Below are 12,261 nucleotides of genomic sequence, written 5' to 3'. Positions count from 1 at the left end.
ATGATTAAACACTATCTTTTCATGGCGGTTTCGCAGGTTTTTTTCTCTTTCTTTTTAGTGCTGTTTTTTATCTCCTCTATCGTGCTATTAATCAGTATTGCAAGCGTAACGCTCGTGATTAAAGTGAGCTTTTTGGATCTGGTGCAACTCTTTTTGTATTCCTTGCCTGGAACCATTTTTTTTATTTTGCCGATCACTTTTTTTGCGGCTTGCGCTTTAGGGCTTTCAAGGCTTAGCTATGACCATGAATTGTTAGTGTTTTTCTCTTTAGGGGTTTCGCCTAAAAAAATGACTAAAGCGTTTGTGCCTTTAAGTTTGTTAGTGAGCGCGATTTTATTGGTGTTTTCGCTTATTTTAATCCCCACTTCTAAGAGCGCTTATTACGGGTTTTTGCGTCAAAAAAAAGACAAGATTGATATTAACATCAGAGCGGGTGAATTCGGGCAAAAATTAGGCGATTGGCTCGTGTATGTGGATAAAGCTGAGAACAATTCCTATGATAATTTAGTGCTTTTTTCTAATAAAAGCCTTTCTCAAGAAAGCTTCATTCTGGCTCAAAAAGGCAATATCAACAACCAAAACGGCGTGTTTGAATTGAATTTATACAGCGGTCATGCGTATTTCACTCAAGGCGATAAAATGCGTAAAGTTGATTTTGAAGAATTGCATTTGCGCAACAAGCTCAAGTCTTTCAATTCTAATGATGCGGCTTATTTGCAAGGCACGGATTATTTAGGTTATTGGAAAAAAGCCTTTGGTAAAAACGCTAATAAAAATCAAAAACGCCGTTTTTCTCAAGCGGTTTTAGTTTCATTGTTCCCTTTAGCGAGCGTGTTTTTAATCCCCTTATTTGGCATCGCTAACCCGCGATTCAAAACGAATTGGAGTTATTTTTATGTCCTTGGAGCGGTTGGGGTTTATTTCTTAATGGTGCATGTGATTTCTACGGATTTGTTTTTGATGACCTTTTTCTTCCCCTTTATTTGGGCGTTTGTCTCTTATTTGTTGTTTAGAAAATTCATTTTAAAGCGTTATTGAATGCGTTGTTTTAAGGCTACTATCGCTTATGATGGAGCGTATTTTTTAGGCTATGCCAAACAGCCCAACAAACTCGGCGTTCAAGATAAAATAGAGAGCGCTTTAAACGCGCTAGGGATTAAAAGCGTTGTGGTTGCGGCCGGGCGCACAGATAAAGGCGTGCATGCGAACAACCAGGTTTTGTCTTTTCACGCTCCAAAACACTGGAATGCCGCTAAATTATTTTATTACTTAGCCCCTAAACTCGCCCCGCATATTGTCTTAAAAAAGCTAGAAGAAAAAAACTTCCATGCACGTTTTGACGCTCAAAAAAGAGCGTATCGTTACCTTTTGACGAAGAATTTAAAAACGCCTTTTTTAGTGCCTTATATCGCTTGTGGGGATTATGGCTCGCTAGATGCGTTAAACACTGCTTTAAAGCAATTCACAGGCAAGCATGATTTTTCTTTGTTTAAAAAAGAAGGCGGCGCTACAACCAATCCTAATCGCATCATTTTTAACGCTTTGGCTTATACAGCCTTTATCATGGGGCATGAGTGCGTGGTGTTTAAAATCATTGGCGATGCGTTTTTGCGCTCCAGCGTGCGTTTGATCATTCAAGCGTGCGTTCAATACTCCCTAGAAAAAATCACGCTCGCTGAAATTCAAGCGCAAATCCATAACATTAAAGCCACTATAAGAATGCCCATAATGGCTAATGGCTTGTATTTGCACAGGGTGTATTATTGAAATCTTAAAAGGTGTTCTTCCCAATCTAGAGCGCTTTTGATAATGGTGTCTAGGTTGTCATAAAGGGGTTTGAAAGGGGTGTTTTGTAGGATTTTAGCGTTATTGGCAATAAGGCTTGCTGGATCGCCCTGTCGTTTGTCTAAAATTTCCACTAAAAAATCGTTGTTTGAGATTTCTTTGACCTTTTCTATCACTTCTTTCACGCTATGGCCTTGATTGTAGCCGACATTATAGATCTCGCTCTTATTTTTTTCTAAAAGAGTGTGATAGCTCGCTAAATGCGCGTTAGCCAAATCATCTACATGGATATAATCCCTAATGCAAGTGCCATCTCTTGTGGGGTAGTTAGTGCCAAAAATCCCCATTTTTTTCCTTTTCCCCACCGCGCATTCGCATGCGATTTTGATCAAATGCGTGGCGTTGAGCGTGCGCTGTCCTAGCGTGTAAGGCGTGGTATAATCATTTTGCATGCATGCCCCAGCCACATTGAAATAGCGCAAAATAACGCATTTAAAATCCGTTATTTTAGAAGCGTCTAACAAGATCCTTTCGCTCATCATTTTAGACGCTCCATAAGGATTAATGGGGTTTAAGGGGCTTTCTTCGTTCAAGCTTGAACCAGATTCGCCATAAACCACGGCCGTAGAAGAAAAAATAAAACGCTTGATTGCATGTTTTAAACAAAGTTTGACAAGCTCTAAAGTGTTGAGCGTGTTGTTGGTGTAGTATTCTAAAGGCAAACGCGTGGATTCTTCTACTGAGATTTTAGCCCCAAAATGCAAGACAGCTTCAATGGGGTCTTTTAGCTGTTGCTTATTTAAAAAGGCGTCTAATTTGTGGGTTTCATTCAAATTCGCTTGAATAAACGCAACCCTATTAGGGTAGTAACGCTCTAACGCTTTGATATGCTCTAAAAAACCGGTGCTTAAGTCATCTACAATAATGATGTTTTCTTTGGTTTTTTCTAAAAACGCCCTTGCGGTATGCGAACCTATATACCCGCACGCTCCTGTGAATAATAATGCCATAGAACCCCTTTTAAAATGAAAAAATAATGAGTATTATAACATCTTAATCCCATTTATTATTTAAGGATTTTTTAAGAAAGTTTAACCTATAATTTCATCTTTATTGACTTTAAGGGCTTATAGCTCAGGTGGTTAGAGCGCACCCCTGATAAGGGTGAGGTCGGAGGTTCAACTCCTCCTAAGCCCACCATTTTTTCACAATCTTTGGGGAATTAGCTCAGCTGGGAGAGCGCCTGCTTTGCACGCAGGAGGTCAGCGGTTCGATCCCGCTATTCTCCACCATTATTTTTTCCTTAAATTTTTTCTTTTTATCAGTCGTGTCTTGGTTGAGAAATCTTAAACGATTGGATCGTCTTTGTTTAACGCCGCAAATCTTTTAACTCAAAGCTCCTTGATAAGATTGAGTTGGATTGAGATTTTTTGTTTGCTTTGTTCTTTATATTGTTGTGCAAAATCTCTTTTGCTTTGTAATCTTTCGCTTTCTATCTTTGGCGGCTTTATCGGCTTATATTTGTTCTAGGGGGCTTAAAATTTTAGGGTTTTGGGTTTTTCAATGATTGTAAGCGTGTTGTTACTAAATTGTGGGTTTTGAGCGCTTGATTCTTTCTTTATCAGCTCAATTCAAGCCTTTCGTTAAGGCTTTATAAAAAATGTTAGAAACCCTTACAAAACAAGCTAATATATTCTATTCAATTTATTTCAAGGACAAACAAACATGAAAAAATTTCTTTATACCATACTCGCGCTTCTTTTAATCGGCCTTTTAACAACCTATCTTATCCTTTTCACAGAATGGGGGAATAAAATCATCGCTTCGTATATAGAGAAAAAAATCAACCCAAACGAGCGTTATTTGAGCGTTAAAACCTTTAAATTGAGATTCAACTCTTTAGACTTTGAAGCTCAAGCCAACGATGATTCTGTGCTCATTCTTAAGGGGGATTTCTCGCTTTTAAAGCAAAGCGTGGATTTGAATTACCATATAGACATTAAAGATTTACGCTCTTTCAAAGAATGGATACCCTACCCTTTAAGGGGGGCTATTATTACTTCTGGGAACATTAAAGGGCATAGAAAAGCCCTTGTAGTTCAAGGCGTCTCTAATGTCGCTCAATCCCACACTGCCTACAACGCCCTTTTAAATGATTTCAAGCTTTCTCATTTAAGTTTGAATGCAAAAGACGCCAATTTAGAAGATTTGCTTTATTTAATCAACCGCCCCGCTTATGCGAACGCAAAAGTGTCCTTACAAGCGGATTTTAACTCTCTAAAGCCTTTAGAGGGGCATTTGATCCTAACAGCTAATAACGCTTTAATCAACAACGCTTTAATGAATCAAATTTTTCATTTAAACCTTAAAGACACGCTTGTTTTCAACCTCTCGCACTCAAGCGACTTTAAAGGAAACAAAGCCATCAGCGATACCACCCTGACTAGCCCTTTAGCCAATTTTACAGCCCTAAAAAGCGAATACCTTTTCTCTGTTTTAAAACTCAATGCCCCCTACACTTTAGAAATACCCAATCTAGCCAAACTCCAAAACATAATCAACCACCCCTTAAAAGGGAGCTTGACTTTAAAAGGCGATATAGAGCAAAGCCCCAAACTTTTAAAAGTCAGCGGCCATTCAAATTTATTAGACGGCACTCTGGATTTCACGCTTTTAAATAAAGATTTGAAAGCCCGTTTTTCCAATATTTCCACTTTAAAAGCCTTAGATTTACTCCATTACCCCAAGTTTTTCCAATCCATTGCAGACGCTAACTTGGATTATGACCTTAGTGCTAAGCAAGGCACATTGAAAGCCCGCCTAAAAAACGCAAGATTTCTCAAAAATGCATTCAGCGACTTCCTCTACTCCATTTCTAAATTTGATATTACTAAAGAAATTTATAACGATGCCAATCTAGTAAGCCAAATCAACCAGCAACGCTTGCTCTCTGATCTCAACTTAAAAAGCCCAAAAACCCAATTGAAAATCCATAACGGCTTATTGGATTTAAACACCAAGCAAATGGACATGCTCATGGATGCGGAAATTTTAAAATTCGTTTTTAAAATGAAACTTCAAGGCAACATGCACCAGCCAAAATTTTCCCTCATTTTAAACGAAAAAGCCATCCAACAAAACCTGCAACAAGGCTTGAAAGAAATCCTAAAAAACGACACCCTTAAAAAAGGTTTAGACCATTTATTTAAAGATGATAAGCTCAAAGAAAAGCTTGAAAAAGGGCTTAAGGGGCTTTTTTAACCCTATTTTAAAGGATGGAAATGGCGCACATTTTAGTTAGCGGGGCGACTTCAGGGTTTGGGTTAGAAATCGCTAAGGCGTTTTTACAAAAAAACCATGTGGTTTTTGGCACAGGGAGGCGAAAAGAGAATTTACAAAAATTGCAGCTCGCTTATCCCAAGCGTTTCATTCCCCTGTGTTTTGATCTTAAAAACAAGCTTGAAACTAAGCGGGCGGTAGAAACTATTTTTTCCATGACGGATCGTATTGACGCTTTAATCAATAACGCCGGCTTAGCGCTAGGCTTAAACAAGGCTTATGAATGCGAACTAGACGACTGGGAAATCATGATAGACACGAATATCAAGGGGTTATTGTATCTCACTCGTTTGATCCTGCCCTCTATGATAGAGCATAACCAAGGGACTATCATCAATCTTGGCTCTATCGCTGGCACTTACGCCTATCCTGGAGGGAATGTCTATGGAGCGAGTAAGGCGTTTGTGAAACAATTTTCTCTAAATTTGCGAGCGGATTTGGCTGGCACTAACATTAGAGTGAGCAATGTTGAACCCGGTTTGTGCGGCGGAACCGAATTCAGTATGGTGCGCTTTAAGGGCGATAAGATAAAAGCCCAATCCGTCTATGAAAACACCATTTACCTCAAACCACAAGATATTGCTAACATCGTGCTATGGATTTATGAACAACCCCTGCATGTCAATATCAACCGCATAGAAATCATGCCCATAAGCCAAACTTTTGCTCCCCTACCCACCCATAAAAACCCTTAAGGGTTTAAGAATAAATTTAAACTTTAACAACTCTTTAACTGATCTTCAAAAAAAGGGGTTTTGGTTATTTTATTTTAAACTCATTATTTTAAGAGAATAGGGAGTGTTTTGAAACAATCCTCCCCCACAAAATACGCCTAACCCACAAAAGAGCGCTTTTTAAAGCCGTTTAATGAAACCTTATTCAAACTAAACTTTGATCTTAAGCTGCTTGAGAATATCGCACGCCCCTTTAGCGCCCAATTTACAGCCTTTTTTAAAGTTTTCTATGGCTTGCTTTTCATTCCTTGTTACGCCTTCGCCATTGTATTGCATAGCCCCTAAATTGAAACACCCTCCGCCATTTTCCAATTCGCATGCTTTAGAATAACGATCGAGTGCCTCTTTAAAATTCTTCGCCGTTCCATCGCCATGATGATACATATTCCCTGCGTTAAAGCACCCCGGGCTGTCTTTTAGTCCGCAAGCTTTGTCATACGAAGCGAGCGCCTTTTTCAAATCTTTAGGTGCGCCTCTGCCTGCATCATACAAGCTCCCTAATATCGTGCAACCATCGCCATCGTTTAAATCGCAAGCTTTAGCGAAATATTCCACCGCTTTTTTAAAATCCCTAGTTACCACTTTACCATCATGATAAATCCCCCCTAAGCTCGCACACCCTTCAGCGTATTTCAAATCGCACGCTTTAGAATAGTATTGTAGGGCTTTATTGGTGTTTTGGGACACACCTTGCCCGCTGTAATATAAATTCCCTAGCAAATGACACCCATTGCTGTAATTCAAATCGCAAGCTTTAGCGTAAAAGGAGGCAGCTTTTTTCAAATTCTTTTCCACCCCTTGCCCTTGATAATAAAGCACCCCTAAATTAAAACACCCGCTATTTTCTTTCAAATCGCAAGCTTTTTCAAAATATTTCTTAGCTTGAGTGAAATCTTGCTCTTTGTAGCTCTTTGCGCCCAAACCCACAAGCTCTTTAGGGTCTTGCTCTGCCATTAACCCCCCTAAACACAACGCTCCCAAGCACAAAACCCTAAAAAGGGATTTTTTGACATTTTCTAACATGATGTATCTCCTTATTAAAAATTTTATTATAGTGTTATTAAGCAAATACAAAATGCCATGATCTCTTTGTTATCCTAAAGCTAACGCTCGCTTACAAATTCCTGTGATTTTATCCCACTCTTTGTTTTGAATCAAATTTTTAGGGGTAAGCCAGCTCCCCCCCACGCACAAAACATTTTCTAAATCCAAATAAGAACGCATGTTATCTGCACTAATCCCCCCAGTAGGGCAAAATTTCACCCCTTTAAAAGGGCCATTAAAAGCGTTTAAAAGTTTAACGCCCCCGCAATACTCTGCCGGGAAAAATTTTAAAGCGCTATAGCCCAATTCTAAGGCTTGCATGACTTCACTACTGCTAGAAACCCCGGGTATTAGGGGCATGTCTTTTTTCTTGGCGTGTTCTAAAAGCTTTATCGTAAGACCCGGGCTAATCAAAAACTCTGCCCCCCTATTTTGAGCTTGCTCTAATTGAGTAAGATTTAAAATCGTGCCAGCGCCCACGCGCATTTTTGGCACATTCTTAGCGATAAGCTCTATGGCCTCTAAAGCGCAACTGGAACGCAAAGTAACTTCTATGATTGGAATCCCCCCCTCTATCAGGCTTTGCGCTAAAGGCACAGCGTCTTTTATATTTTCAATCACCACCACAGGGACAATGGGGCTGATTTGTAAAATTTCTATTATTTTATCTTGCATTTTATCTCCTTTATACCTTTATGCCAAAACTCATGCCGCCCTCTTCAGCCGTATTAACATTCAATCTCAAGCTTGTAAATAATTCCCTACCCAACCCAAAAGTAGGCTTTTCTAAATTTTCTAAGGTTTCTAAAAACAAGGGGTTGATGCCCCTATTTTCAAAATCCTTTTCAAGCACATTCAAAGCGTTATTAGGAGCGTCTAATTCTATCAAATCGCCATCTTTAATCTTAATGATCGCCCCGTTTAACGCTCCTTCAGGGCTTAAATGGATCGCGCTAGGCACTTTCCCGCTCGCCCCGCTCATGCGCCCATCCGTAACCAGCGCAACCTTATAGCCCATATCCTGCAAAGCCCCTAAATTCGTGGTGAGTTTGTGCAATTCTGGCATGCCGTTAGACTTAGGCCCTTGGAAAGGCAAGACAGCCACAAAGTCCCTTTCTAATTCTTTATTTTTAAAGCGTTCTAAAAATTCGCTTTGGGTTTTAAAAACAATCGCTCTGGCCTTGACTTTCCTATGCTCATCTTTAATGGCTGAGATTTTAATCACGGCCCGCCCTAAATTACCCCTTAAGATTTTAAGCCCCCCATTAGCGGCAAAAGGCTCGCTAACAGGGCGTAAAATGTCCGTATTCAAGCTATGATTGATGGCGTCTTTATACACCAATTGGTCGTTTTCTAAAAAGGGGGTTTTGGTGTAATTTTGCATGCCTTGTTGCGTTTTGGTATCCATAATGGTATGCGTGTCTTCAAATAAAAGCCCCTCTTTTAACAATTCTTTGATCACAAACGCTAATCCCCCACACGCTTCAAAAGCGTTCACATCCGCTGATCCGTTAGGATAGACTTTAGCTAAAAGAGGTATGAGATCAGAAACAGCGTCAAAATCATCCCAATTAAGGATAATCCCACAAGATCTAGCGATAGCGATCAAATGTAAAGTGTGGTTAGTGGAACCTCCGGTTGCCATTAAGCCTATGAGAGCGTTAAGAATGCTTTTTTCATCAATAAGTTTGGCTAAAGGCAAGATTTTCCCGCTCGCTAATCTTTTAGCGCTCTCTTCTACTAAAACCTTCCGTAAGGGGTTGTTAGGGTTGATAAAGCTAGAATTAGCCACATGCAACCCCATAAACTCCATCATCATTTGGTTAGAATTAGCCGTGCCATAAAAAGTGCAAGTGCCCACATCATGATAGCTTTGCATTTCCACCTTTAAAAGCTCTTCTCTGTTGATCTTTCCCATTGCAAAATCCTGGCGCGCTTTGGCTTTTTGATAGTTTTCTATTCCGCTCACCATAGGCCCGCTTGGCACAAACACGCTCGCTAAATTCCCAAAGCTTAACGCTCCTATGAGCAAGCCTGGCACGATTTTATCGCACACGCCTAAAAAAAACGCCCCGTCAAAAACATTATGGCTTAACCCTACGGCGGTGCTTAGCGCGATCACATCTCTACTGAATAAGCTCAATTCCATGCCATCATAACCCTGCGTGATACCATCACACATCGCTGGCACCCCACTAGCGACACTCGCATAAGCGTTATGCTCTTGCAATTCTTTTTTAATCCAGTCAGGGTAATTTTTAAAAGGCTGGTGGGCTGAAAGCATGTCGTTATAAGCCGTGATAATCGCAAAATGCTTTCTTTTATGCGAACCTAAAGGCATTTTTAAATGCTCTGGCATGCTCGCTGTAACATGCGCAATATTCGCGCAACCCAAGCTCTCAATCTTGGGCTGGTTTTTAGGGTTAAAGATATTTTCTAAATAAAGCTCTCTGGTTTTTTTGCTACGCTCTGTAATTTTTTCTTTGATTTGTTCTAAAGAATGCTTAGGCATGAACACCCCTTCAATTAAGATTTAATATATAATAATAACTCAAAAACACTCTAAAAGGGTTATTGATGTTAGATTTTGATTTGGTTCTTTTTGGTGCGACTGGGGATTTAGCCATGCGGAAGCTCTTTGTTTCGCTCTATGAAATTTATACCCATTATGGTTTTAAAAAAGATTCTAAAATTATCGCATCTGGGCGTAAGGAGCTGTCCAATGAAGAATTTTTAGTGCTTCTTTGCGAAAAGACACAACTGCATTCAAGAGAAAAGGGTGAGGAATTTTTAGCCCATATCAGTTATGTTTGCGTTCGTTTGGATAACCCTAAAGACTTTGAAGAATTGAGTAAAATCGCTACAAAAAATAAACCCTTGATTTTCTACTTTTCTATCTCTCCTAGTTTTTTTGCAACGACCGCTCAAAATTTGGCCAAAAACGCGCTCAACCACGCTAATGCGTGCTTGATTTTAGAAAAGCCTTTAGGGCATGATTTAAAGACTTGTAAGGAAATTTTCCAAAGCATTAGCGCTTTTTTTAAAGAAGAGCAAATCTTTAGAATCGATCATTATTTAGGGAAAAAGGGCGTTCAAAATATCCTTGAATTGCGCTTGAATAACCCTATCTTAAACATTCTATGGGATCAAATCAGTGCGGTTGAAATCTGCGTGTATGAAACTTTGGGGGTGGAAGAAAGGGGCGAATTTTACGATAAGATTGGGGCTTTAAGGGATATGGTTCAAAACCATCTCTTGCAAGTTTTATCCCTTATCGCTACAGATTTACCCAAGGATTTAAAGGATTTGAGGAAAGAAAAAATCAAAATTTTAAAAACCTTACAACCTCCTAAAGACTTTAAAAAACAGGTTATTCGGGCCCAATATCAAGGCTATAGAGATGAAAATAAGGTCCATAAAGAGAGCCAGACGGAGACTTTTGTCGCTATTAAAGCCTTTTTGGATACGCCTAAATTTAAAGGCGTGCCTTTCTACCTTAAACACGCTAAAAAAATGCCCCACAACCAAGCGAGCGTGAAAATCCATTTTAACGCAGTCAACACGCTAGAATTTTTCCTCTCTCAAGATAAAATCACCCTCACCCTAAAAGATCATCAAAACCCCCTTATTTTAGAAACCCATCACAAACAAGAATTTTTACAGCCCTACGCTAAATTGCTCTATGATGCGATACAAAACAACCACAATAATTTCGCCCACCAGTTGGAGTTAGAAGCGTCATGGGTTTTTATTGACACGCTCATAGAAGGTTTTATGAATAACGCCACGCCCTTACATTCCTATGAAAGCCATAATCTAAACGAATCAGAATTTTTAAAACCACTCTATCAATAAAAGGGATTTCATGGGTTATCAATTGTTTGAATTTGAAAATTTGAAAGATTGCCACAAGGCTTTAATAGAGCGTTTTAAAGCATTTTTTAACACCGCCTTAAAAAAGCACCATCAAGTTTCTATCGCTTTTTCTGGGGGCCGTTCGCCCATTGGTTTGTTGCAAAAATTAAGCGTCTTGGATCTCAAATGGCATGAGTGTTTAATCAGTTTGGTGGATGAACGCATCATAGACACAAGCCACAATGACAGCAACACTAAATTATTACACGACTACTTGTTGCAAAATAACGCTTTAAAAGCTTCTTTCATCCCGCTTTTGCCTGAAAAGATTTCTAGCGATACAAACACGCTTTTTAATTTCGCTAACCAGCATTTCAAACAGCCCCATTTAGCCATTTTGGGCATGGGGACTGATGGGCATACGGCTAGCCTTTTTCCTGAAACGAGCGCTTTTTTAAACGAAGAAAAAGAAAATATCGTCCTAACTAAGCCAGCCAACGCTCCTTATGAGCGCCTGAGCATGTCTATTAACGCCTTAGAAAATTGCGAAAAACTTTTCTTAAGCGTTAGCGGAGCGCAAAAAAGGGGAGTTTTAGAAAAAGCTTTAACAGAAAACGCTCCCTATTCTCTGCCAATTGCTCGGATTTTACATTCTCAAAAAGTTACCACGGAGGTGTTTTATGCCAAAAACTGAAACTTACCCAAGACTATTAGCCGATATTGGTGGCACGAACGCACGCTTTGGTTTAGAAGTCGCCCCACGACAGATTGAATGCATTGAAGTCTTGCGGTGCGAAGATTTTGAAAGCTTGAGCGATGCAGTGCGGTTTTACCTTTCTAAATGCAAAGAAAGTCTTAAACTGCACCCTATTTATGGCTCTTTTGCTGTGGCTACGCCCATTATGGGGGATTTTGTCCAAATGACTAACAACCACTGGACTTTTTCTATTGAAACGACACGGCAATGTTTGAGTTTAAAAAAATTGCTTGTCATCAATGATTTTGTCGCGCAAGCCTATGCCATTAGCGCGATGCAAGAAAACGATCTGGCTCAAATAGGCGGGATTAAGTGCGAAATCAACGCTCCTAAAGCGATTTTAGGGCCAGGAACTGGGCTTGGGGTAAGCACTCTTATCCAAAACAGCGATGGCTCTTTAAAAGTCTTGCCCGGTGAAGGAGGGCATGTGAGCTTTGCCCCTTTTGATGATCTAGAAATTTTAGTGTGGCAATACGCCCGCTCTAAATTCAACCATGTGAGCGCGGAAAGGTTTTTGAGTGGGAGTGGTTTGGTGTTGATTTATGAAGCCCTGTCTAAGCGCAAAGGCTTAGAAAAAGCAGCGAAGTTAAGCAAGGCCGAATTAACCCCACAAATCATTAGCGAACGCGCTTTGAATGGGGATTACCCCATATGCCGATTGACCCTGGATACTTTTTGCTCCATGTTAGGCACGCTCGCTGCTGATGTGGCTCTCACTTTGGGGGCTAGGGGGGGCGTGTATTTGTG

Annotated in this window: 11 protein-coding genes and 2 tRNA genes; 9 read left to right on the top strand and 4 right to left on the bottom strand. The window is 40.0% G+C overall.

The annotated features are described in order from the left end of the window. Positions 1–1,038 carry an LptF/LptG family permease gene (locus FIM44_RS07475; RefSeq protein WP_140579603.1) on the top strand — a complete coding sequence of 346 codons (1,038 nt, stop codon included), beginning with the start codon at positions 1–3 and terminating at the stop codon, positions 1,036–1,038. After that, positions 1,039–1,767, top strand: coding sequence for a tRNA pseudouridine(38-40) synthase TruA (gene truA / locus FIM44_RS07470; protein ID WP_140579602.1), 729 nt, complete (start codon positions 1,039–1,041; stop codon positions 1,765–1,767). On the opposite strand, the gene galE is transcribed toward truA, so the two are convergent. Continuing rightward, on the bottom strand, positions 1,761–2,795 hold the full coding sequence (galE, locus tag FIM44_RS07465; RefSeq protein WP_140579601.1) for a UDP-glucose 4-epimerase GalE: 1,035 nt from the start codon (positions 2,793–2,795) through the stop codon (positions 1,761–1,763). The genes truA and galE overlap by 7 nt on opposite strands. A gap of 113 nt (positions 2,796–2,908) precedes the next feature. Between galE and FIM44_RS07460 the strand changes: the two genes are divergently transcribed. From FIM44_RS07460 to FIM44_RS07445, 4 genes are all read left to right on the top strand, one after another. Further along, positions 2,909–2,985 (top strand) — tRNA-Ile (locus FIM44_RS07460). Between the two features lie 16 nt (positions 2,986–3,001). Further along, positions 3,002–3,077, top strand: a tRNA-Ala gene (locus tag FIM44_RS07455). A gap of 433 nt (positions 3,078–3,510) precedes the next feature. Beyond that, entirely contained in the window at positions 3,511–5,046 is a 1,536-nt protein-coding gene (locus FIM44_RS07450; protein WP_140579600.1) for a hypothetical protein, read from the top strand. Between the two features lie 20 nt (positions 5,047–5,066). After that, positions 5,067–5,819 (top strand): SDR family oxidoreductase, encoded by a 753-nt coding sequence (locus tag FIM44_RS07445; protein ID WP_140579599.1) that lies wholly within the window; start codon positions 5,067–5,069, stop codon positions 5,817–5,819. A 189-nt stretch (positions 5,820–6,008) separates the two neighbouring features. On the opposite strand, the gene hcpC is transcribed toward FIM44_RS07445, so the two are convergent. The 3 genes from hcpC to edd all read right to left on the bottom strand — a co-directional run bounded on the left by hcpC (position 6,009) and on the right by edd (position 9,414). Beyond that, positions 6,009–6,881, bottom strand: a complete 873-nt coding sequence (gene hcpC, locus FIM44_RS07440) for a Sel1-like repeat protein HcpC (RefSeq protein WP_140579598.1) — start codon at positions 6,879–6,881, stop codon at positions 6,009–6,011. Between the two features lie 69 nt (positions 6,882–6,950). Next, positions 6,951–7,577, bottom strand: coding sequence for a bifunctional 4-hydroxy-2-oxoglutarate aldolase/2-dehydro-3-deoxy-phosphogluconate aldolase (locus tag FIM44_RS07435; protein WP_140579597.1), 627 nt, complete (start codon positions 7,575–7,577; stop codon positions 6,951–6,953). 10 nt (positions 7,578–7,587) lie between these two features. Continuing rightward, positions 7,588–9,414 (bottom strand): phosphogluconate dehydratase, encoded by a 1,827-nt coding sequence (edd, locus tag FIM44_RS07430; RefSeq protein WP_140579596.1) that lies wholly within the window; start codon positions 9,412–9,414, stop codon positions 7,588–7,590. Positions 9,415–9,479: 65 nt separating this feature from the next. On the opposite strand from edd, the gene FIM44_RS07425 reads away from it, so the two are divergent. The 3 genes from FIM44_RS07425 to FIM44_RS07415 all read left to right on the top strand — a co-directional run. Continuing rightward, positions 9,480–10,757 carry a glucose-6-phosphate dehydrogenase gene (locus tag FIM44_RS07425; RefSeq protein WP_140579595.1) on the top strand — a complete coding sequence of 426 codons (1,278 nt, stop codon included), beginning with the start codon at positions 9,480–9,482 and terminating at the stop codon, positions 10,755–10,757. Positions 10,758–10,767: 10 nt separating this feature from the next. After that, positions 10,768–11,451 carry a 6-phosphogluconolactonase gene (gene pgl / locus FIM44_RS07420; RefSeq protein ID WP_140579594.1) on the top strand — a complete coding sequence of 228 codons (684 nt, stop codon included), beginning with the start codon at positions 10,768–10,770 and terminating at the stop codon, positions 11,449–11,451. Further along, positions 11,438–12,261: glucokinase (locus tag FIM44_RS07415; RefSeq protein WP_140579593.1), on the top strand; the 824-nt coding region annotated here is incomplete at its 3' end. The genes pgl and FIM44_RS07415, both read left to right, overlap by 14 nt.

It is taken from the genome of Helicobacter pylori (assembly GCF_006440215.1).
In the GTDB taxonomy this organism is placed as follows: domain Bacteria; phylum Campylobacterota; class Campylobacteria; order Campylobacterales; family Helicobacteraceae; genus Helicobacter; species Helicobacter pylori_CS.
This window is presented reverse-complemented; position numbering and strand designations above follow the sequence as displayed.

Bases quoted from the DNA above. Each gene is read 5' to 3' on its own strand.
- FIM44_RS07445 (WP_140579599.1), top strand. From the start codon at position 5,067: ATGGCGCACATTTTAGTTAGCGGGGCGACTTCAGGGTTTGGGTTAGAA.
- truA (WP_140579602.1), top strand. From the start codon at position 1,039: ATGCGTTGTTTTAAGGCTACTATCGCTTATGATGGAGCGTATTTTTTA.
- pgl (WP_140579594.1), top strand. From the start codon at position 10,768: ATGGGTTATCAATTGTTTGAATTTGAAAATTTGAAAGATTGCCACAAG.
- FIM44_RS07450 (WP_140579600.1), top strand. From the start codon at position 3,511: ATGAAAAAATTTCTTTATACCATACTCGCGCTTCTTTTAATCGGCCTT.
- hcpC (WP_140579598.1), bottom strand. From the start codon at position 6,881: ATGTTAGAAAATGTCAAAAAATCCCTTTTTAGGGTTTTGTGCTTGGGA.
- FIM44_RS07475 (WP_140579603.1), top strand. From the start codon at position 1: ATGATTAAACACTATCTTTTCATGGCGGTTTCGCAGGTTTTTTTCTCT.
- FIM44_RS07425 (WP_140579595.1), top strand. From the start codon at position 9,480: ATGTTAGATTTTGATTTGGTTCTTTTTGGTGCGACTGGGGATTTAGCC.
- galE (WP_140579601.1), bottom strand. From the start codon at position 2,795: ATGGCATTATTATTCACAGGAGCGTGCGGGTATATAGGTTCGCATACC.
- FIM44_RS07435 (WP_140579597.1), bottom strand. From the start codon at position 7,577: ATGCAAGATAAAATAATAGAAATTTTACAAATCAGCCCCATTGTCCCT.
- edd (WP_140579596.1), bottom strand. From the start codon at position 9,414: ATGCCTAAGCATTCTTTAGAACAAATCAAAGAAAAAATTACAGAGCGT.